We start from the raw sequence: 19,916 nt of genomic DNA on the forward strand, positions 1-19,916 counted from the left end.
ACGTGTCGAACAAGACCAATTCGCAGGCCGAGCAGCAGGCAGCACAGCAGGAATCGCAGCCGACACCGCCGGAAAACCAGGCGTCTAAGCGTGCAACAAAGCACGCCAAGACCACGGTCGTACATCTCGTCCGCCACGGCGAGGTTTATAACCCGGATAAGATTCTCTACGGTCGCCTGCCCGGCTGGCACCTGTCTGAGCGCGGTCAGCGTCAGGCAGCGGCCACGGCCGCGTCCTTCGAAGGCCACGACATCCGCTACTTCGCCTGCTCTCCGCTGCAGCGCACGCAGGAAACCTCACGGCCCTTCACCGAGGTAATCGGCATGAAGCCGACCCTGGATGAAGATTTGCTGGAGGCTGGCAACTCCTTTGAGGGTTTGCACATCAAGGGCATTGACTCCGCACTGTGGAATCCGAAGTACTGGCCACGACTGCGTCGTCCGAGCGTGCCCAGCTGGGGCGAGCCCTACGAGGAGATCGCGGACCGTATGTTCCACGCCATCGAGCGAGCCCGCGAGGCCGCCGAGGGAGCGGAAGCGGTGCTGGTGACACACCAGCTGTGCATCATTGCAGCTCAGCGTCGTGCGCGGTACTTGAAGCTCGCCCACAACCCGGCAACTAGGCAGTGCGATCTGGCCAGCGTGACCTCCTTGGTCTTCGTCGGCGACACCATTGTCGACGTGCGCTACAGTGAACCGGCCGGTCACCTGTAAGGTGAATAAATAGTTTTGTTGAAGTTTCACTGACCCCCGGAAGGTGGCACCCCAAGTGGCCAAGGTCTCATCGTCCCGAATTGCAGCAACGCTAGCGGCAGCAACTCTGTCTCTGTCGCTCGCAGCATGTAACCCCGGAGATTCAGTGGGACACGATGCCGTTGCCGTCGGCGGTCAGTTCGAGTTTGTTTCTCCAGGGGGTCAGCAGATCATTGACTACGCACCCGAGGAGCGCAAACCGGTCGGCAAGGTGTTCGGTCCTTCTCTAGAGGACGACGACAAGAAAATCTCCCTCGATGACTTCAAGGACCAGATTGTGGTCCTAAACGCCTGGGGGCAGTGGTGCGCACCGTGCCGATCCGAATCGGATGACCTGCAGTATGTCCAGGAACAGATGGAAGAGCAAGGTATCGGCACCGTTCTCGGCATCAACGTCCGCGACAATGTCCGCCAGGCTCCCATCGACTTTGTGAAGGACAACGGCATCACCTACCCGTCCATCTATGACCCGGCCTTCGTCAACGCCAGCGCACTCGGCGGCATCCCGGCTTCGGTGATTCCGACAACCATCATTCTGGACAAGCAGCACCGCCCGGCCAAGGTCTTCCTCCGCGAGGTCGATCACACCATGCTGATGAAGGCTGTTAATGAAGTGAAGGCGGAGGGCTAGGCCCCAGCATGGGAACTCTTGCCATGGACACGATTTATCTTGCCGATGGCATCGGCCAGCAGTTCGCCGACGCCGCCACCGGCGGTCCCATCCTATTAGGCCTGCTCGCTGCTGCGCTGGCTGGTCTCGTCTCGTTTGCCAGCCCGTGCGTCATTCCGCTCGTGCCCGGTTACGTCTCGTATCTCACCGGTATTTCCGGAGCATCGGGGGCGCAGGGCCAGGGCTTGACGACGGGCACTGCGGACGCAACCGCCGTCGATAAGCGTGACGGCGATGGAGGGCGTGGCAAGCGTTCCGCAACTGCCCGCGTCGGCCTGGCTGCGTTGCTGTTCGTGCTGGGCTTCACTGTCATTTTCGTGCTGGGGTCGGCCTCAATTTTCGGGCTCGTGTCCACGCTGCGTCTGCAGGCGCGCACGCTGACGATTGTCGGTGGCGTGGTGACCATCGTGATGGGACTCGCCTTCATGGGCATGGTGCCGGCGCTGCAGAAGGACACCCGCATGGCGCCGAAGCGCTGGACCACGTGGCTGGGAGCGCCACTGCTTGGCGCGGTGTTCGCGCTGGGGTGGACGCCGTGTCTGGGCCCGACGCTGACTGCAATTATTTCGGTGTCCGCGGGCACGCAGGGTATGACCGCGGCCAGGGGAGTGGCGCTGATTATCGCTTACTGCCTGGGGCTGGGGCTGCCGTTCATTTTGGTGGCGCTGGGGTCGGCACGCGCGATGCGTGGAGTGGACTTCCTGCGTAAGCACTCGCGAACTATTCAGCTCATCGGTGGTGTGGCGCTGGTGCTGGTCGGAATTGCCCTGGTCACGGGACTGTGGGATGTTTTTGTTGCCTGGGTTCAGGCCGCTTTTATTACTGATACGGTAACGCCAATTTAGTGAAAGATTTTTCGATGTCGGTGAATTGGAATAAGGTACGACAGCCCTTCCAGCAGGTCTGGAACTGGTTGACCAGCATGCGCACAGCGCTGATTCTGCTGTTCATCCTCGCTTTCGCAGCGGTTCCGGGCGCCCTGTTGCCACAGCGCTCGCTGAATAAGGACAAGGTCGACCAGTATCTAGCCGCCAACGGCAAGACCGCCGAGATCATGGATAAGCTGCAGCTTTTCGATGTCTTCTCGTCCGTCTGGTTCGTCGCCATCGTGGCATTGCTGCTGATTTCCCTGGTTGGCTGCATTATTCCGCGCACCATCGACCACTACAAGGCCATGAAGACGCCACCGGCCAAGGCGCCGAAACGGTTGGCGCGTCTTCCGCTTCACGACGAAGCCGTGGTCGATGCCTCTGCGGATGAAGTTTCTAAGCGGGTGCGTGAGCGCCTGAACAAGTGGGCGTTGACCGAGACTCCAGCAGATGAAGATCGCGCTGGGGCACGATCCTTTTCCGCGGAGAAGGGATACCTGCGTGAGTTTGGCAACCTGGTGTTCCACCTGGGCATTGCGCTGCTGATTATCATCGTCGGCTTGGGCCGCATGATCTATTACGAGGGTCAGGTCATTTTGCTGACCAACACCGGCACCGAGATTTCTGACGACAACGTCAATAGCGCGGTGGGCGTTCCGTTCTGTAACACCGCTGCTGCGAACTATGACTCGCTGCGTGCTGGCAACACCTTCGACGGTACAACTCTGAACCCGTTCTGTATTCAGGTCGATGACTTCTTCGCCGATTACCTGCCGAACGGTCAGGCCAAGATGTTTACCTCTCATATCCGATTCGCAGAAGAAGAGGATATGCGCAAGCCGGTCGATGAGTGGGAAAAGACCACGCTGCAGGTCAACCATCCGCTGCGCGTCGCCGGTGACCGTGTGTACCTGCAGGGGCACGGCTTTGCCCCGGCCTTTAAGGTGACCTGGCCGAATGGCGAGTCGCGTACGTCGATTGTCCAGTTCCGTCCGGATGATCCGACCTTCTTCCTGTCCTCTGGTGCGCTGCGCTTCGACCCACCAGCAGGCATGTACCCGGACTTGTTCGAGCGCCGCCAGAACCAGATTGCAATCGAGGGACTGTTCGCTCCGACCGCGGAGTTTACTGGTGAAAAGGGTGCTCTGCTGCAGTCCTCTTACCCGGCGATGCAAGACCCGGCCGTGGCTGTCGACATCTACCGCGGCGACGCGGGCTTGGACACCGGTCGTTCGCAGGGGCTGTTTTCCCTCGACCGCGATCTGATGCACTCGGGTCAGCTGGCTAAGGAAGCCCGCGTCAACCTCAAGCAGGGCGAATCCACCGAGCTTGCCGACGGCACCAAGATTGAATTCCTCGGTGCGAAGGAATTCGTCAACTTGCAGGTTTCGCACGATCCCACGCAGTTCTGGGTGCTGGTGGCAACTGTGGCCGCACTGGCGGGCATGGTTCTTTCGTTGGGCATTAAGCGCCGACGTGTTTGGGTGCGCATGTTCCCGCTGGAAGATGGCCGCACTCGCGTTGAGTTCGGTGGCCTTGCCCGCACCGACAAGGCAGGTTGGGGCGAGGAGTTCCAGTACATCGTAGATGACATCCTGGAACGTGACAGTGATGACGAGGATGCTGCTGACAACAATGCTGCGACCGACGAGAGCGCGGACGACAAGGACAAAAGCTAACTGACCACTAAGTCTGGTCCATCATTACTGCAGGGTGAATGCGCGGGGGCGAGAATTGCGCCTCCGCGCATTTTTGCGTCCCCCGTGTCCCCGGTCCCCTTTTGCTTAGTCCTGCTTTAGTACTAGGGTTTGAAGAAGTATTCCGCTAATTCCACACTTTGGAGCCAAGTACATGCTCGTCAATAAGACACTGGCGCAGTTTTCGGACTGGTCGTACTTCACGGCCTTCGCCTTTTATCTTGTGGCCTTTGTTATTTCCATTGCCTACTACAGTCGTCGTATCGCGGCCGCTGAAGCGAAAAGCCAGGTTGCGGAACGCGAGCTGGTAGCCGCCGGTGCGGGTGAGGGAGCTACCACCGCTAGTGTTGCTGACTCGGGGGAGTCGGCGACGAAGTCGTCGGCAAGCGAGCCTAAGAACCAGGTGCTGACGAACCGACTCGGCGTTGTGACGGAAATGCTGATTTACGTCGGGGTGGCCGTGCACTTTGCATCGGTGCTGCTGCGTGGCCTGGCCGTGCAGCGTTTCCCGTGGGGCAACCTCTACGAGTACGTATCAGTTTCAATCCTCTTTGCTATGGCAATTGCAGCTGGCGTACTGCATCGTGAAACCATGCGTGTGTTCTGGCCGTGGCTGTTGGCTCCGATTCTGGCGCTGATGTTTTACGGTGGTAAGAACCTATATGTTGAGGCTGCTCCGGTGGTGCCGGCACTGCAGTCGATTTGGATTCCGGTTCACGTCTCGATTATTTCTATCGGGTGCAGTATCGCACTGATTTCCGGTGTTGCCTCGATTCTCTACATGCTGCGGATGTACAACCGCGAGGGCAAGGAAAAGGGCTTCCTGGGCAAACTGGTCGCGCCGCTGCCGGATGCTCAAAAGCTGGATGCGATTGCTTACCGCACCGCTATTTGGTCCTTCCCACTGTTCGGTCTGGGCATTGTGCTGGGCGCTATCTGGGCCGAGTCCGCATGGGGTCGTTACTGGGGCTGGGACCCGAAGGAGACCACGGCGCTGATTACCTGGATTATCTACGCCCTGTACCTGCACGCTCGCGCGACTTCGGGTTGGCGTAATACCAAGGCCGCGTGGATCAACATCTTCGGTTTTGCCACCATGGTGTTCAACCTCTTCTTCATCAACCAGGTGGTTTCGGGCCTGCACTCCTACGCTGGTCTGAACTAAGTCTTCACACTTGTACAAAGCCGGCATCGCCGGGTGAACTAGAATCGCTTCCATGCGCGTTCTCGTCACCGGTGGTGCCGGCTTTATTGGTTCCAACTTCGTTCTCCGCACTCTGGCTACACGGCCCGATGTGAATGTCACGGTGCTGGACGCTTTCACCTATGCCGCGAACCCTGCGAGCTTGGATGGCGCGGACTGTGAAATCATCCGCGGCGATGTTCGTGACGCGGAGCTGATCGATCGCCTCGTGCCCCGCTTCGACGTGGTCGTCCACTTCGCCGCAGAGAGCCATAACGACAATTCGCTGGTGGATGCCGATCCCTTCGTCACCACTAATGTCATGGGCACCGTGAATCTGGCCAAGGCTTGCGCCACCCACGACGTCCGCCTTCACCACATCTCCACCGACGAGGTCTTCGGCGATCTCGCTCTCGACGATCCAGCACGCTTTACGACGGCCACCGCGTACAAACCCTCCAGCCCCTACTCGGCCTCCAAGGCTTCAGCGGATCACTTTGTCCGGGCGTGGGTGCGCAGCTTCGGGTTGGTTGCGACGATTAGTAACTGCTCGAACAACTACGGGCCGAGGCAGCATCCGGAGAAGCTGATTCCCCGCCAGATCTGTGGTCTGTTGCGCGGTCGTAGCCCTCGCGTGTACGGCACTGGCGAGAATGTTCGGGACTGGATTCACGTCGATGACCACAACGACGCGGTCTGGGCAATCTTGGATTCTGGCGAGGTGGGGGAGACCTACCTGATTGGTGCCGATGGCGAGCGTTCCAACCTCGACGTGGTCGGAGACATCCTGGAGGGCTTCGGTCGTGAGCGGTCCGACTGTGTCCATGTCACTGACCGCCCGGGGCATGACCGTCGTTATGCGATTGACCCCGCATCCATCCGCAGCCTTGGCTGGCAGCCGCGCTACCAAGACTTTTCCGCGGGGCTCGCCGAGACCATCGACTGGTATCGCGCCAACGAGTCCTGGTGGGCGGCGGCCTACGATGCCGCTGAGGCTGGCTACGCGGAGCGCGAGCAGGAGTTGTAGTTCGCTGCTGGGGCATGCCTAGCGAACCCTCAACGCACACTCAGTGCACACTCAACGCGTGCCACAGCCTCAGCCCGGGCGCCCCGTCTACACTTGTTACCCATGAGCCCTAAGAGCACATTCCAGCCCACTTCTATCGACGGCGTTTTCACCTTCGAACCGGTCATCCACGGCGACAGCCGCGGTAGTTTCCACGAGTGGTATCGCCTCGACGCATTCGCCGAGGCCACGGGCTACCCGTTCTTCCCGGAGCAGGCCAACATGAGTGTCTCCGCCGCAGGCGTTGTCCGTGGCCTGCACTTCGCTGACGTCAGCACCGCGCCAGATGGCCACCCCGGCCAGGCGAAGCTGGTTACTTGTCCCGCGGGCCACATCCTCGACATTGCGGTTGACCTGCGTCGCGGCTCCGATACCTTCGGCAAGGTCGAGGTTTTCGAGCTCGACAGCAAGACCCGCCGAGTGGTCTATCTGCCCAACGGCATCGGACATGGCTTCGTCTCGCTTGCCGACGACTCTGTGCTCACTTACCTCACTTCCACCGGTTACAACCCGGAGGCAGAGCGTGCTGTTAGCATCCAGGACCCGACTCTCGGAATTGACCTGGCTGCGCTGCTGGCCAAGGGTGGTCTCACCGACGCGGACATGATTCTCTCCGAGCGCGATCAGAAGGCTCCGACTATCGAGCAGTTCGAGGCCGAGGGCAATAAGCTCCCCAGTGAGTTTGACTGCAAGGATCTTGAGAACATGGCTCGCGACGAGTGGGCAATCGCCAACGAAGCGGCCGGGCAGTAAGGCAGAAAGGCGCGAGCACTATGAAGGGCATCATCCTCGCAGGTGGTACGGGCTCTCGGCTGTTTCCCATCACACTTGGCGTAAGCAAGCAGCTGGTTCCCGTCTATGACAAGCCGATGATCTACTACCCGCTGAGCACGCTGATGCTAGCGGGAATCAGGGACATCCTCGTCATCACCACGCCACATGATGCCCCGCAGTTTGAACGCTTGCTTGGCGACGGCTCGCAGTGGGGCCTCACCCTCACCTTTGCCACCCAAGACGAGCCCCGTGGTCTCGCTGAAGCGTTCATCATCGGTGCGGACCACATCGGCGATGACTCCGTTGCCCTCATCCTCGGCGACAACATCTTTTACGGTGCTGGCTTGGGCACGCAGCTGCGCCGCTTCCATAACGTCGATGGCGGAGCGATCTTCGCCTACTGGGTCGCAGATCCCACAGCCTATGGAGTCGTGGACTTCGACCAAAGCGGCAAAGCCGTGGCGATCCAGGAGAAACCGAAGAAACCACGCAGCCATTTCGCGGTGCCTGGTTTGTACTTCTATGATGCCGAGGTTGTTGAGATAGCTCGCTCGCTGCAACCGTCGTCACGCGGCGAATTGGAAATCACGGATGTTAACCGCGCCTACTTGGAGCGCGGGAAACTGCAGGTAGAGGTGCTGCCGCGCGGCACGGCATGGCTGGACACGGGCACGGTGGACAATCTGATGGCCGCGGGTGATTTCGTGCGCACGATTGAGCAGCGGCAGGGGCTAAAGATTGGCTCGCCGGAAGAGGTGGCGTGGCGCATGGGATTCATTGACGATGCTGCGCTTAGCGCGCGTGCCGACGCCCTCAGCGCCAGTGGCTACGGGGAATATCTACAGCAGTTGTTGCTGCGTGGCAAGGACGTTTAGTCAGTTTCGCCGGGATTATCGGGGTTGTCGTCCTGCTCCCGTTCGCGCCGCTCCTGCAGCTCCTGCTCACGTTTACGGCGATCGAATTCGGCCTTCTTGAGCTTCCAGAGAAACTCCGGATCATCGTCGGGAGCGAGCGGACGGGGTTCCGGTTGCGGAGCGGAAATACGTCGCATGCCGTTGCCGCGACTGCCGGGGCCAAATGCCTTCCACAGCATGACTACGACAAGGATGATGAACAGCAGCAGAATGAGCCGACCCATGTAATAGCTAACCTCCTGGATTTACCGACTAGAATACGCAACGAGTCCCGTAGTGCCCACGAGGGGTATCGCACTGCATGCGGTACGGCGTACAGAGTTCGTTAGGGTACAAAGGAACGTTGGACACGAACAGCCATGGACGCTAGCAACGCCCGGGCACAGCACAGGCGTAACACGTAGAGGTGAGGGTTTAATGACCAATCCAGCAGAGCAGGACAAGTTGGCTTCTGAGGCTCAGATGCCAGCAGCTCCGGTGACCAAGAATGCTGGTCGCGGCAATGCCATGAAGGGGCTGTTCTGGTACGGCCTTGCTCGTCTGCTGCTATTCCTAGTGCTGTTCTTCATTCTGCTCGTGATTATCTACCTCGTTAATGTGCAGATTCCGGCTGCAATTACGGCTGTGTTCGCACTGATTATTGCGATGCCGCTGTCGGTTTTTGTGTTCCCGAAGCTGCGCGTCCAGGCCAATGAGTCTGTTGCAGTGTGGTCGGAGAACCGCCGCGCGCACAAGGAATACATTGCGCAGCAGATTAAGGACCGCGAGGAAAACTAGCGCACCTTCTCCAGGGCCCGCTCGATAGCCCGGTTCACCGCTTCCGGAGCCTCGAGCGGCAACATGTGGCCGGCCCCGTCGACTTCAACCAGTTCGGCGTCCGGCCACTTTTCCATAATTAGGTCTGCTTGCTTGCGCGGAGTGACATCGTCCTTCGTGCCCACCAGTACCGCTCCTGGCAAGCCCTCCAAGTAAGGCCCGGATGCGAACTCGTCGTGATCCTGCAGGTCGTCGAGATATCCCACGAAAGTTTCCAGCGGTGTTTCATTAATCATGGCCGCGTGGAACTCGATGATCTCGTAGTCCGTGCGCCGGGCGAACACCGCCACCGCCAACGACGGCGCCATCAGTGACGCGATTGCCTCGCGGAACTTGCGAATCTCCTTCGGCGAGGACTCAATTGCATTGCGCGCCGCATCCGCCACCGGGGACGCCAGAATCTGCGGCACACCCTGGGCGGCCAGCTTGTCGATAGACGTGGAAATCAACACTACGCCTGCTATCCGACGGCGAATGCTTTCCTCGGCAGCCCGCACCATGTGCAGTGCAATCAAACCGCCTAGCGAATGCCCAACCACGATGAGTTTTCCGGTCGCGGCACGCTCGGCGATCACGGCCAGCGCATCGGCCGCAGCCCCTTCGACCGTGCAGAGTGAAGCCGGAACCGCTCCGGTCAGGCCGTGGCCGCGCAGATCCATAGTCAACAGGCGTGCTTCCGGGTGCGACTTGCGCAGCGCGTTGAACTGCCGGTACCAGGACTCACCAGCCAGGGTGAAGCCGTGGACGAAGACGATGGTCACGGGTTCTTTGGCGGGTTCGCTAGGTTCAACCTCGTACCAGTGCACCGGAATATCGGTGGTGACAGCATCCGGCTTGTCGCTGGCCTTCCGCTCGTCGTCCTTGGCCGCAATCTCGGCCGTGACCGGTGCGGTCTTGATATGCACCACGCCGGTTGACGTGAGATCGGTGAGTCCCGGTTCACGGGTCTGCGAATGCAGCGCACCGTGCTCCAGCGCCAGTCGGCGGCGTCCCGATTTGGTCAAACGCAGAGCAGCGCTGCGGGCGAAAGCTGGAGCCTTGGCTGCTGTGTCGCCAACTCGGGTTGCGGCCTCCTGGACGTCGTCAAGCGCCTTGTGCGTCAGTGTGCGGAAGTCCATCGGTACCCCCTAGCTGAGCGCGAGTGCGAGTGCCGTAATGACGGACCAGGCAAGCATCATCTTGCCGGTAAGCCCCAGTACCGGGATGAGCTCCTTGCCCTTCTTATGCATGCGAATTGGCTCGGAGGCCTTCACCCACAGCGGCACGATGAGCAGACCCACCAGCGCCCATGGGCGCCAGAAAGCGATAAAGCTGCTGGCCAGCGCGGGCATGAGGGAGAGAATCTGCCAGACGATGCGGGTGCGGAAGTCGCCCAGGCGAACTGCCAAGGTGATCTTGCCGGTAGCGGCGTCGGTGGGGATGTCGCGCAAGTTGTTCGCCAGGTTCACGGCAGAAGACACCGAACCAATACCAATTGCGCAGGCCAGGCCGACCCAAGACAGCGAGCCCGTCTGGGTGAATTCCGTGCCGAGCACCGCGACGAGACCGAAAAAGACGAAGACCGAGACCTCGCCAAGTCCGCGATAACCGTAGGGATTTTTACCGCCGGTGTAGAACCACGCAGCCGCGATGCACAGTGCACCGACCAGAATGAGCCACCACGCGCTCATCAGGGACAGCGCCACACCGGCAAGACCGGCGACACCAAAGGAACCGAACGCCGCGTACTTCACAACCTTCGGCTCGACCAGACCAGAACCCGTCAGGCGCAGCGGGCCCGAGCGGTCATCGTCAGTGCCGCGGATGCCATCGGAGTAGTCGTTGGCGAAGTTCACGCCCACAATCAACGCCCACGCGACAACCAGCGCGAGCACCGCACGTCCCCAGATAATCGGCGCGTGCGTCGATGCCGCTCCGACACCGACGATGACCGGCGCAAACGCATTCGCCCAGGTATGGGGGCGCGCGCCTTCCAGCCAATCGCTTAACGACGCCGTTGCAGGACTCTTTGGTGCTTCAGACATGAATTAATAATAGGACGTGACACCAAATGCCTTGAACTAATGCGTGTCTGAATGAGCTAAAAGAGCGCCGCGACTTTCTTCCGGTCGACCTTGCCCGGACCAATCAGTGGCAGAGCCTCCACACGACGCAGGTCCTTGGGAATCATCCAGTGATTGATTCGCCCGGCGTCTTCAGCATCGCCGAGCCCGTCCATAATATCGCCGAGCTCAGCGGTGCCTTCATACGCTGCGACGATAGCGTGGCCGAGCCGTGGGTGTGGCACACCGACCACGCAGGCACCTGTTACTCCGTCGATGGCGAGCAGTTCACGTTCGAGAACTTCCGGGTGCAGTTTCAACCCGCCGGAGTCGATGATGGTGTCCAAGCGGCCCGTGATGACCAGTCGGCCATCGCGGATCTCGCCCGCATCGGAGGTGGCGAACCAACCTGGTTTATGGAAAGCCTCGTGACCGGGCGCGTTGCGGTAACCGTGTGCAATCATCGGCCCGCCCAGCCAAACACGACCATTTTCGATGGCGACCTGTGCGCCCTCGATGGGCTGTCCGTCATAGACGCAGCCGCCGGCTGTCTCGGAGGAACCATAGGTGGTCACGACGTTGATGCCCAGCTCTTCAGCGCGTGCTGCCACCTGCGGGTTCAAAGCTGCGCCGCCGACAAGTACGGCATCGAAGAGGCGCAGAGCAGCCGCGCCAAAGGGTTCTGCCATCGCCTTGGCCAGCTGCATCGGAGCCAGCGAGGTGTAGGCACGGTCGCCTGTGAGGGCCTCGGCGCCGTCGGCGAATGCGGCCACATCAAAACCGTCGGTCACATCCACACACACCGGATCCGTGCCCGCGAGCAGCGAACGAATGAGAACCTGCAGGCCAGCGATATGGTAGGCCGGCATCGCCAGCAGCCACTGCCCTTCACCGCCGAGCCACTGATGTGTAGCGGTAGCAGATGAGACCAAGTTATCCACCGTCAGCTGTGCACCCTTCGGTGTGCCGGTGGAACCGGAGGTGCCGACAACAAGCGCGATGGATTCATCAATTGGCTCACCTGCGCGTTGCGAGTTACGCAAGATTGAGGCGCGCGTGCCGTCGTGAAGCGGAACGGGAAGAAGAGAGACCTCACCGTCCAGCGCGGCGCGGAGGTCGGGCAGGATGGCGGTCGGGTCGTGGGGATTGACGGAAAGCAGGCTGAGCGTACGCACAACCCAAACCATAGCCCGTGTTGTGCCGTAGTTTCTGGTGGCGAGGTCGGAACAATCGTGGCCTCGGGCGCGTTGCGCAGACCAAAGACAGTCATAGATAGAAAGGCGTCGAAGATGGGTTGGATTTTTGGTAGGTCAGCGGAGCTGGTGCCGGAAGATGAGGCACTAAAGGGCGGCTCGCACCCGGTATTGGAAAATCCAAAGCCGCATGCGGTGCTCGGCACGCCGATCACCGGTCCATGGGAGGATGGCCAGGAGGTCGTCTACATCGGTATCGGCTGTTACTGGGGTGCTGAGAAGCTGTTTTGGGAAACACCGGGCGTGCTCAGCACATCGGTCGGGTTCGCCGGTGGCGTGACACCGAATCCCACCTACCGCGAGTCCTGCACTGGGCGGACCAACCACACCGAGATTGTGGAGGTCGTCTACGACCCGGAGCAGATTAGCTTCGACCAGCTGATCGCCAAGGCCTTCGAAGCCCACGATCCCACGCAGGGCTACCGCCAGGGTAATGATGTCGGCACGCAGTACCGTTCCGCGATCTACACGACGACGCCCGAGCAAGCGCGCCGGGCACAGGAGATCGCCGATGCCTACGCGCCGAAGCTTGCCGACGCTGGCCTGGGGGCCATCACCACGGAGATTAAGCCACTCGCGGAGACCCCGGCAGGGGAGTACTACCGGGCTGAGGATGAGCATCAGCAGTACTTGTTTAAGAATCCGAACGGCTACTGCCCAGTGCATTCGACCGGCGTGGCCTGCGGAATTTAAAGGCGAAACTTCGTAGAACGCTTAATTGCGATTAGTAAAACTCACTGAGAAAAGTAAGGTGGTTATATTAATCCGATAGTCGAATAGGAGTGAACCCTTGTGGTGAAGCAAGTACTGCGCGTTGCATTTGCCTTCGTCGGCGTGGTCGTCGGCGCGGGCTTTGCGACGGGTCAGGAAATCATGCAATACTTCGTCGCCTTTGGCATCAATGGTGTCTGGGGTGCCGTTCTCTCAGCGGTAATCATGAGCCTGATGGCGATGATCATTTTGCAGCTGGGAAGCTATTTTCAGGCCAGCGAGCACGGCGAAGTTTTCCGACGCGTATCGCACCCCATCTTCTCGCGAGTACTGGACATTGGCGTGATTATCACGCTCTTCGCCACCGGGTTCGTCATGTTCGCCGGTGCCGGTGCCAACATGGAGCAGCAGTGGGGCATCCCTGTGTGGATCGGTGCCGTAATCATGGTGTTGGTGACCATTGCAGCCGGTTTCCTCGATGTTGACCGAGTGACCACAGTGATCGGTTCCATCACGCCGTTTATCGTCGGCTTTATCCTGCTGGCCAGTGTTTATACGCTGGCGTTCACCGATGCCACCCCGGCCGCGGAGCAGGCAGCTGCCGTTGCGGAAGTCCTGACTACCCTGCCGAACTGGGTTGTCGCCGCAGTGAACTATGTTGGTTTTAACCTGATGGTTGCGGTTTCCATGGCGATTGTTATTGGCGGTAGCCTGTTCAATCCCCGCGCCGCTGGAGCCGGTGGGTTTACCGGTGGTTTGATTTACTCCGCGATGCTGCTGATTACCACCATCACGCTGTTCCACACTGTTGGTACTGTCGCCACCGATGCCGTGCCAATGCTCACCGTCATTAATCGACTGCACCCGTGGCTGGGCCAGGCCATGGCCGTGGTAATCCTTGGCATGATCTTCAACACGGCACTTGGCATGTTCTACGCACTGGGGCGTCGCGTCACCGCAAATCACCCGGAAAAATTCAAGATTGTCTACGTCGCGCTGGTCTTGCTCGGTTTCGCCTTGAGCTTCATGGGCTTCCAGAACCTAATCGGTTGGGTCTACCCAATCCTGGGCTACATCGGTCTGCTGCTCATTACTGTCATGCTTGTTGCCTGGTTGCGCGGCCGCGAGCGCATCAGTGAAGAGACTTCCCGCCGCAAGCGCATCTTCCGCCTGGTCCGCCGTGGCCGGAACAAGGAGGCCCGCGAGGAGATTGAAGACTCCAACCTCAGTGTCGAAGAGGTCCGCGAGGCGATCGAGGAGTAGGTGGGCTGCTCGTAGCGCCGCCGTCAGTCTTGGGATCGGATCGCTTTCAATGATGTCGCCCGAGCCCAAGCCACGAACGCCGCCATCACAATGGCGGACACGAGAACCATCACTGGCCACCGATCGGGGTAATCACGGACTACCCAAGTCCATCCCCATTCCGAGGTCCACCACAACGGTGAGGCGCTGAGGACATCACCGCCAACCATCACCGCCCAACCGCCGAGCGCGACCGAGACAAAGATTGCGGCCGCCACACTTCGACGCGCAATTAAGCCGGTCACGGCCACAATCATCGCGGCCACAAGAGACGCGATTACCGCCTGGTACGGCCAGGGGTTAATGCCCGTCTGGCTATTGGTCTCGCCGCCTGCACCACTGATAACCACCGCAACCACCAGCACCGGCAGGAGAAACGCCATATCCAAGGCAAACAGTCGGAGCGTGATGCTGCGTCGCGCACGCCGATACATCAGTGCTGGCCAGGCATCGGCTTGCGAAGTCCATGTCATGATGGCCACCACGGTTGCGGCCGTCGGCACGCAGACGAAACTCAGCAGCCCCAGCGCATACTCCGGGTTCCACACCACACGCACGACCGCAAGTCCGGCAAGCATCAGCGCTGCGAGACTCCACCAGGTGCGCCAGGGAAGGGTCGCGCTCATGCCATGGCTTAACGACGAAGTGCTGCGTTCCCGGCCCGTCGGCAAGCTGAGAGATTTTCCGTGCGCAAGCAATGCGATGGCAAATAGACCTAGCCCGAGGAGTAAATGCAGCAACGCGGGCGGCAGGATGGCGATGTTCCAGATCTCGCTGTCGGCGGGAGCCGAGATGGAATTAGCCTGCACTCCGTGGATAGGTAACGTTGGGCGGATTGCCCAGGTCCACGGGAGAACTTTCCAGTTTGGGCTCATGGCGTCCAGTGTTCCTGCGATGGCCCAAGCGATGGAAGCGAGCGGAGCGAGGAAGAGAGCTGCGCGTGGCACAAGGCGCCATAGGGCAAGGCCGAATGTCCAGAAGACGAAGAATGACAACGTGCTAAAGAGCGTGAATTGCAATGCGGTGCTCACGCTCCGGGCAAGGAGTGCAGCCATCAATGCGTGACCGAGGGCCGCGGAGGCAATGACAGTGGCTGCGCGGGCAAGGAGCACTCGAGTGCCCGAGATATTGCGCCAGATTAGGCCGCCTTGGCGGAGTTTTTCTTCACGGTTTTGGCCGATGACGGACGTAATAGCAGCCAGGGGAGGAAGCAGGATAAGCGAGTAGATGTGGGCGCTCGCCATGGCGGTGGCGTCAACGCCTCTAGAAAAGACCATGCTGACCAGAGCGATTGCCACCATGATGATGGGAAGAAACATGGTGAGTGACCACTTTGCCCGCAGTAGCTCGGCGCGGAAGTAGCGGCGGGCAGGAACGGTGCGCGTGTTAAGAGTGCGCGTGTGCGGTTGAGTGCTCATCGGGCAACACCTACTGCGGTGAAGAAAGCTTGCTCGAGGGATTGACCAGCAGCCGCAAAGTCAGCCAGCGGGCCTTCGTAGACCAGTCGGCCACCAGCAAGGACGCCAAGGTGGTCAACGCTCTTCTCGACCTCTCCGAGTTGATGGGAGGACACCACGACGGCCTTGCCACTAGCGGCAAGATTTCGCAACAAGGTGCGCAGGCCCACGATAGCTTCGGGGTCGAGGCCGTTGGTGGGCTCGTCGAGAAGCACAATGTCGGGGTCGGTGAGCAGCGCCATCGCCAGGGAAAGACGAACCTTCATGCCCGTTGAGAAAGCGCGGCCACGCTTGTTACCAGCATGAAGCCCGACCAAGTCGAGGACTTCGGCGATACGGCTCTTGTCCGTGCCGGTCAGACGTGCGTGCACTTTGAGATTGTCGGTGGCTGAGAGCTGTGGGTAGAACGCCGGGCCATTGATGGAGGCGCCGATGCGGTCCAGGTCGACAACGGACCACGGGTGTCCCGCGATGCTGATTTCACCGGAGTAGGGAATTAGCCCAAGCACCGTGCTCATCAACGTGGATTTACCTGCGCCGTTGAGTCCCAATAGCCCGTAGACCTCGCCGGCGCGGACGTTCATATCGAGGCCGTTCAGGACAGGTTCGTTCTTGCCGTAGGAGACAGTGATGCCGCGCAGCTGGAGGAGGGGAGCGGCGGCGTCTGCGGAAGGGCCTGAGGTGGGGGTTGGTGCGTTCATGCCTTAAGTAATAGGAGTGTTTGGCACGGTTCGCGCCCTCCCTGAGGATGAGGTGGCGGAAATATCCTCCCTAGGGAGGAGGCGATAGCGAGGATGACGGTACCAGCGAGGAGAAGCTACAGCAGCCCGTTTTTCGCAGCCCAAATGACAAGATCCACGCGACTGCGTGAGCCTGTCTTGGTCAACAGGGATTTCACATGGGTTTTCACTGTCGTCGTGGCGACAACCAACCTGCGAGCAATTTCGTCATTGGAAAGCCCTTGGCAGACGAGGTTCAAAATCTCCTGTTCGCGGGGTGTGAATTGGGTTCCTGTGTGAGTGGGGTCTGAGTCAGCGCCATGTGTCGAGAACGCTCTCGCTGGCTGTCCTGAGTGCGGTGCGCGCGGTGAAACATGCCGCAACACCATCGGCGTCACCTTCGGATCGATGACTCCTTCACCACGGTGGATACGCATGATGGCCGAAAGCAGCTCACGGGGATTGGAGTCTTTGAGCAAAAAGCCTGCGGCCCCAGCTTCTAAAGCGCCGAGCACCAGGTTTTCTTCGCGGAAAGTGGTCAGCACCAGGACTTTCGGAGTGGAAGCGCGAGCCGCACCTCTGGACGGCACGCCTTGCACGATCTGCCGGGTGGCCTCGATACCGTCCATCACGGGCATTCGAATGTCCATGACGACCACATCGGCTCCGGAGGCAAGACGCACAGCCTCGGCGCCGTCGCCCACGGCACCAATGACTTTCATCTGCGGGTGGGCATCAATAAGCTGCGCGAAAGACTGCCGAATCAGAGCCTGATCTTCAGCCACTAATACTCGAATTACATCCATTGCTCGTCTTTCTCGACAGGATTGACAGTCAGCCCTGCTTCGGTCGAACTGCTTACAGCCGAATACTGACGCGGAACATGCCGTCGCTTTCACCATAAGTCATCTCGCCACCGAGCTGCGCCACGCGTTCATTCAGACCAATCAGGCCAGCGCCAGCTCGCTTCTTGGGGCCCAAGGTGTCGCTTTCAGCCCTGTTTGCGGTCACCAAATGAACCCGCGCCGGGCTGTCATCAGCGTCGGCAGGTGGATCGATTACCAGTGCCAGCTGACCATTACCCGATGAGTGCTTGGCCATATTCGCGGCCAACTCCGTCACTGCCCGCACCAGAGTCAGTCGCTTCGCGAGTGGCCAATCCGCCAGGTCCTCGTAAGACTCCGGCAGAGTCACCGAAACATCGCGACCCGACGGACAAACAGCCGCAACTAGACGTGGAATCTCATTCGGGTCAGCGCTAATCTCGCTGCCTTCACGTAGTGCATCGACAAGCGCATGCACATCCCGCAACGATTGTTCTGCGGTCTGGGCAATACCTTCCAGCGTGGTCTTTTCAGCGGCGGATTTCGCTCGGGAGTCATTCATCTCGGCCAGGTACAGCGCGGTTTGGGCCTGAACCTTGATAGAGGTGAGTCCGTGCCCCACGACGTCGTGAAGCTCCCGGGACAACTCCAGTTTGTTGCGCGCCACGACGTTTTCCAACTCCGCGGCATGTTCCTCGGCGTTGATGCGCAGCCACAGGGGCACTGCGTACGCGCTCGCCGTGATAAGCACCGCCGGTAGTCCGAAGACCAACAGTCGTTCCGGGGTAAAGCCGAAGGCAGGAACTGCCGGATTGAGGAAGCTGCCAATCAACCCTAAAAACAGCCCAACGATGCCCCAGGTGCGATTCGGTTCCCACCTGGTCACAGCCCATAGAGATAGTGGGGCAGCAACAATAATGGGGTCTAGCCCGAGGTTCACTGGGGATAGCCACACCAGCAAGGCGAGACCCGCTAGGGCACTGTACGTAACCACAAACGATGCGCGCACTGCTTTACGACGAAACGCTGCGGCTGCGGCAATCATCGCGGACAGAATCACATTGGTGACATATGTGAAGCTCGGGCCATAAGTAAGTAGCGGCGTCATGCTCAACCAGCAGCACAGCAGGAAAGCAGCCGCAATAGCGAGATCGGCAGCTGGGAACGAGCCGACAAAGAAACGCACCCGGCTGTGCCAGTCGAGTGGGGCAGGGGTCTGCGCGGTGGCAGGCTGTGCGTGCATGGAGGAAGCGGTGCGCTGCATGTTTCTAGGCTAGCGGTCGGTGGCTTGCGCGGTTTAGTGTGAGTTTTCCACTTGCCGGAATGTGATATTGATGCGGCCCTCTTTAAGCCCGCACCCTTCCGGCAGCGTGCCCGGACGAGTCTTGGGCACACCATGAAACGCAAGCCGCTTGGGACCACCAAACACAATCACATCTCCGCTGGCGAGAGTCACGTCATCCCAGGGCTTATTGCGGTTCTCCGTGCCTCCAATGCGGAACAGAGCCTCATCGCCGATAGAGAGCGACACAATCGGGGCAGGGGAGTTTTCGTTTCGGTCCTGGTGCATCCCCATGGTGGCCCCGGGTGGGTAGTAGTTGACCAACGCCATGTCGGGCCGAAAAGTGGAGGGCCACTGGTTGAGGGATTCGTCGTAAAGCGCGGCGGCACGAAGTGCTTCGGTGGCGAGCTGTAGCAGATTGTCAGGCACGGGCGGGACGCGAACGCCGCCTGCGTGCGTGACGTAGCGGTAGGGATTGGTGGCCCACATGCGGCCGAGATGCAGCATAAAGACCTGCATCTGACTACTTTTGAGCTGCGGGCGAGTCATGGCCAGCGGCGTTCCGGACAGACTGCGCGCGATGTCGCGGAGTTGCGTGATGATGTCCGACTGCTGGTCCAGCGTAAGCCACCCCGGAAGATGAACAACTCCCGGCGTGATGCGGGCATCGTCGCGCGGGAGTTGATCAAAGAGCATAGGTCTAGTTTGCCTGCTAACCCGCGATGATTGCGTTAACCGGGCGGGACAGGAACTGCGGGCCAATCTTGCCCAGGTAGCGCAGGATGAAGTCCGCTGCTGACACCGAGTAGAAGTGGCGCTGGCGCTCGATGAAGTTCTGCGGGTGCGTTGCCTTCCATACGGCATCAGCGACCTGGTCCGGTGTGATGCGCACGCCAAGACGGCGGGTCGAACCAGCGGAAACGTCCGCCAGCTTGGTCTTCGCCCACAGCGGCATGATTGCGACGACGCGAATCTTGTCCTTGCGCCATTCCAGATCCAGAGCCTGCGTCAGACCCGAGACGTAAAACTTCGACGCGGAGTACGGCGCGATGTGCGGCTGACCGTAGATACCCGAAGCCGAACCCATGTTGACCAGGTGAGATCCCTTGGTGTGCTTCAGGTACGGGTGCGCCGCCTTCGCGCCCAGTGTCAGGCCGGTGCAGTTGATGTCCACCTGCGCGCGAATAATCTCCGGCGACTGGTCGGTGATATCGCCATCGCCGATGATGCCCGCGTTATTGTCCAGCACTGTCAGCTTGCCGCCGGTGTGGGAGGTGAAGTCCGCAAGCGCGTCCTCCCACTGCTTAAAGTCCGTCACGTCCAGCTTGCCGACGATTACCTCCGGGCGCTCAGCTTTGAGCTTCGCCAGGGCGTCCTCGTTGATGTCGTAGACACCTACGGTCCAGCCTGCAGCCAGGAACTTCTCGGCCACCGCGCGGCCAATGCCCTGTGCGCCGCCGGAGATGAAAATGGACGGGGAATCAGAAGTGGCCATGGTGTCTCAATCCTGCCTTTTCTTGCTGTTTTTATAAGTGGATAAATGTTATTTGCCAGCTTAGGTGAGTATTTGTTGTTTAACCGCGGA

At 60.0% G+C, this 19,916-nt stretch carries 21 protein-coding genes; 11 read left to right on the forward strand and 10 right to left on the reverse strand.

The window, feature by feature from the left end; all coding sequences use genetic code 11:
• Positions 1–2 precede the first annotated feature (2 nt).
• The 8 genes from CRD18_RS09035 (at position 3) to rfbA (ending at position 7,886) form a co-directional block, all read left to right on the forward strand.
• Positions 3–713, forward strand: coding sequence for a histidine phosphatase family protein (locus CRD18_RS09035; protein WP_016421994.1), 711 nt, complete (start codon positions 3–5; stop codon positions 711–713).
• A gap of 55 nt (positions 714–768) precedes the next feature.
• Positions 769–1,383: a TlpA disulfide reductase family protein gene (locus CRD18_RS09040; protein WP_016421995.1), complete on the forward strand. Its 615-nt coding sequence runs from the start codon at positions 769–771 to the stop codon at positions 1,381–1,383.
• Between the two features lie 23 nt (positions 1,384–1,406).
• Entirely contained in the window at positions 1,407–2,267 is an 861-nt protein-coding gene (locus CRD18_RS09045) for a cytochrome c biogenesis CcdA family protein (RefSeq protein ID WP_042389096.1), read from the forward strand.
• A gap of 14 nt (positions 2,268–2,281) precedes the next feature.
• Positions 2,282–3,970, forward strand: coding sequence for a cytochrome c biogenesis protein ResB (locus CRD18_RS09050; RefSeq protein WP_016421997.1), 1,689 nt, complete (start codon positions 2,282–2,284; stop codon positions 3,968–3,970).
• Positions 3,971–4,142: 172 nt separating this feature from the next.
• Complete coding sequence (ccsB, locus tag CRD18_RS09055) at positions 4,143–5,153, forward strand: c-type cytochrome biogenesis protein CcsB (protein WP_016421998.1); 1,011 nt, start codon at positions 4,143–4,145, stop codon at positions 5,151–5,153.
• A 52-nt stretch (positions 5,154–5,205) separates the two neighbouring features.
• Positions 5,206–6,198 carry a dTDP-glucose 4,6-dehydratase gene (gene rfbB, locus CRD18_RS09060; protein ID WP_187406671.1) on the forward strand — a complete coding sequence of 331 codons (993 nt, stop codon included), beginning with the start codon at positions 5,206–5,208 and terminating at the stop codon, positions 6,196–6,198.
• A 102-nt stretch (positions 6,199–6,300) separates the two neighbouring features.
• Entirely contained in the window at positions 6,301–6,990 is a 690-nt protein-coding gene (locus CRD18_RS09065) for a dTDP-4-dehydrorhamnose 3,5-epimerase family protein (protein ID WP_016422000.1), read from the forward strand.
• Positions 6,991–7,010: 20 nt separating this feature from the next.
• Positions 7,011–7,886 carry a glucose-1-phosphate thymidylyltransferase RfbA gene (rfbA, locus tag CRD18_RS09070; protein ID WP_016422001.1) on the forward strand — a complete coding sequence of 292 codons (876 nt, stop codon included), beginning with the start codon at positions 7,011–7,013 and terminating at the stop codon, positions 7,884–7,886.
• Here the strand turns inward: rfbA and CRD18_RS09075 are convergent.
• Positions 7,883–8,149 (reverse strand): hypothetical protein, encoded by a 267-nt coding sequence (locus tag CRD18_RS09075; RefSeq protein ID WP_016422002.1) that lies wholly within the window; start codon positions 8,147–8,149, stop codon positions 7,883–7,885. The two genes, rfbA and CRD18_RS09075, sit on opposite strands and share 4 nt — an antisense overlap.
• A 193-nt stretch (positions 8,150–8,342) precedes the next feature.
• Here CRD18_RS09075 and CRD18_RS09080 point away from each other — a divergent pair, with 193 nt between their 5' ends.
• Positions 8,343–8,702 (forward strand): DUF4229 domain-containing protein, encoded by a 360-nt coding sequence (locus CRD18_RS09080; protein WP_016422003.1) that lies wholly within the window; start codon positions 8,343–8,345, stop codon positions 8,700–8,702.
• On the opposite strand, the gene CRD18_RS09085 is transcribed toward CRD18_RS09080, so the two are convergent.
• The 3 genes from CRD18_RS09085 to menE are packed head-to-tail and all read right to left on the reverse strand — an operon-like array spanning position 8,699 to position 11,970.
• Positions 8,699–9,859 (reverse strand): alpha/beta fold hydrolase, encoded by a 1,161-nt coding sequence (locus CRD18_RS09085; protein WP_016422004.1) that lies wholly within the window; start codon positions 9,857–9,859, stop codon positions 8,699–8,701. The two genes, CRD18_RS09080 and CRD18_RS09085, sit on opposite strands and share 4 nt — an antisense overlap.
• A 9-nt stretch (positions 9,860–9,868) precedes the next feature.
• Positions 9,869–10,765: a 1,4-dihydroxy-2-naphthoate polyprenyltransferase gene (locus tag CRD18_RS09090; protein WP_016422005.1), complete on the reverse strand. Its 897-nt coding sequence runs from the start codon at positions 10,763–10,765 to the stop codon at positions 9,869–9,871.
• A gap of 56 nt (positions 10,766–10,821) precedes the next feature.
• Positions 10,822–11,970: an o-succinylbenzoate--CoA ligase gene (gene menE, locus CRD18_RS09095; protein ID WP_101687720.1), complete on the reverse strand. Its 1,149-nt coding sequence runs from the start codon at positions 11,968–11,970 to the stop codon at positions 10,822–10,824.
• A 102-nt stretch (positions 11,971–12,072) separates the two neighbouring features.
• On the opposite strand from menE, the gene msrA reads away from it, so the two are divergent.
• The gene (gene msrA, locus CRD18_RS09100; protein ID WP_101687721.1) at positions 12,073–12,729 is read left to right on the forward strand and encodes a peptide-methionine (S)-S-oxide reductase MsrA; all 657 of its coding nucleotides are present in this window, start codon (positions 12,073–12,075) and stop codon (positions 12,727–12,729) included.
• Positions 12,730–12,828: 99 nt separating this feature from the next.
• Positions 12,829–14,010: a hypothetical protein gene (locus CRD18_RS09105; protein WP_187406672.1), complete on the forward strand. Its 1,182-nt coding sequence runs from the start codon at positions 12,829–12,831 to the stop codon at positions 14,008–14,010.
• 23 nt (positions 14,011–14,033) lie between these two features.
• Here CRD18_RS09105 and CRD18_RS09110 read toward each other — a convergent pair whose 3' ends face one another.
• The 6 genes from CRD18_RS09110 to CRD18_RS09135 all read right to left on the reverse strand — a co-directional run bounded on the left by CRD18_RS09110 (position 14,034) and on the right by CRD18_RS09135 (position 19,826).
• Positions 14,034–15,467, reverse strand: coding sequence for a hypothetical protein (locus CRD18_RS09110; protein WP_048732383.1), 1,434 nt, complete (start codon positions 15,465–15,467; stop codon positions 14,034–14,036).
• Positions 15,464–16,207: an ABC transporter ATP-binding protein gene (locus CRD18_RS09115; protein WP_070604626.1), complete on the reverse strand. Its 744-nt coding sequence runs from the start codon at positions 16,205–16,207 to the stop codon at positions 15,464–15,466. The genes CRD18_RS09110 and CRD18_RS09115 overlap by 4 nt, the downstream gene beginning before the upstream one ends.
• Positions 16,208–16,323: 116 nt before the next feature.
• Positions 16,324–17,031, reverse strand: a complete 708-nt coding sequence (locus tag CRD18_RS09120) for a response regulator transcription factor (RefSeq protein WP_101687723.1) — start codon at positions 17,029–17,031, stop codon at positions 16,324–16,326.
• Positions 17,032–17,083: 52 nt separating this feature from the next.
• A complete protein-coding gene (locus CRD18_RS09125; RefSeq protein ID WP_187406673.1) occupies positions 17,084–18,313 on the reverse strand; it encodes a sensor histidine kinase in 1,230 nt (409 codons plus the stop codon).
• A 33-nt stretch (positions 18,314–18,346) separates the two neighbouring features.
• Positions 18,347–19,027, reverse strand: a complete 681-nt coding sequence (locus CRD18_RS09130; RefSeq protein WP_187406674.1) for an alpha-ketoglutarate-dependent dioxygenase AlkB — start codon at positions 19,025–19,027, stop codon at positions 18,347–18,349.
• Between the two features lie 16 nt (positions 19,028–19,043).
• Complete coding sequence (locus CRD18_RS09135; RefSeq protein ID WP_187406675.1) at positions 19,044–19,826, reverse strand: SDR family oxidoreductase; 783 nt, start codon at positions 19,824–19,826, stop codon at positions 19,044–19,046.
• Positions 19,827–19,916 lie beyond the last annotated feature (90 nt).

Origin of the sequence: Corynebacterium sp. LK31 (assembly GCF_014335015.1) — a bacterium.
Lineage (GTDB): Bacteria > Actinomycetota > Actinomycetes > Mycobacteriales > Mycobacteriaceae > Corynebacterium > Corynebacterium jeikeium_D.

Coding starts and splice junctions, on each gene's coding strand:
- CRD18_RS09045 (WP_042389096.1), top strand. CDS start 1,407: ATGGACACGATTTATCTTGCCGATGGCATCGGCCAGCAGTTCGCCGAC.
- CRD18_RS09050 (WP_016421997.1), top strand. CDS start 2,282: ATGTCGGTGAATTGGAATAAGGTACGACAGCCCTTCCAGCAGGTCTGG.
- ccsB (WP_016421998.1), top strand. CDS start 4,143: ATGCTCGTCAATAAGACACTGGCGCAGTTTTCGGACTGGTCGTACTTC.
- rfbB (WP_187406671.1), top strand. CDS start 5,206: ATGCGCGTTCTCGTCACCGGTGGTGCCGGCTTTATTGGTTCCAACTTC.
- CRD18_RS09065 (WP_016422000.1), top strand. CDS start 6,301: ATGAGCCCTAAGAGCACATTCCAGCCCACTTCTATCGACGGCGTTTTC.
- rfbA (WP_016422001.1), top strand. CDS start 7,011: ATGAAGGGCATCATCCTCGCAGGTGGTACGGGCTCTCGGCTGTTTCCC.
- CRD18_RS09075 (WP_016422002.1), bottom strand. CDS start 8,149: ATGGGTCGGCTCATTCTGCTGCTGTTCATCATCCTTGTCGTAGTCATG.
- CRD18_RS09080 (WP_016422003.1), top strand. CDS start 8,343: ATGACCAATCCAGCAGAGCAGGACAAGTTGGCTTCTGAGGCTCAGATG.
- CRD18_RS09085 (WP_016422004.1), bottom strand. CDS start 9,859: ATGGACTTCCGCACACTGACGCACAAGGCGCTTGACGACGTCCAGGAG.
- CRD18_RS09090 (WP_016422005.1), bottom strand. CDS start 10,765: ATGTCTGAAGCACCAAAGAGTCCTGCAACGGCGTCGTTAAGCGATTGG.
- menE (WP_101687720.1), bottom strand. CDS start 11,970: ATGGTTTGGGTTGTGCGTACGCTCAGCCTGCTTTCCGTCAATCCCCAC.
- msrA (WP_101687721.1), top strand. CDS start 12,073: ATGGGTTGGATTTTTGGTAGGTCAGCGGAGCTGGTGCCGGAAGATGAG.
- CRD18_RS09110 (WP_048732383.1), bottom strand. CDS start 15,467: ATGAGCACTCAACCGCACACGCGCACTCTTAACACGCGCACCGTTCCT.
- CRD18_RS09115 (WP_070604626.1), bottom strand. CDS start 16,207: ATGAACGCACCAACCCCCACCTCAGGCCCTTCCGCAGACGCCGCCGCT.
- CRD18_RS09120 (WP_101687723.1), bottom strand. CDS start 17,031: ATGGATGTAATTCGAGTATTAGTGGCTGAAGATCAGGCTCTGATTCGG.
- CRD18_RS09125 (WP_187406673.1), bottom strand. CDS start 18,313: ATGCAGCGCACCGCTTCCTCCATGCACGCACAGCCTGCCACCGCGCAG.
- CRD18_RS09130 (WP_187406674.1), bottom strand. CDS start 19,027: ATGCTCTTTGATCAACTCCCGCGCGACGATGCCCGCATCACGCCGGGA.
- CRD18_RS09135 (WP_187406675.1), bottom strand. CDS start 19,826: ATGGCCACTTCTGATTCCCCGTCCATTTTCATCTCCGGCGGCGCACAG.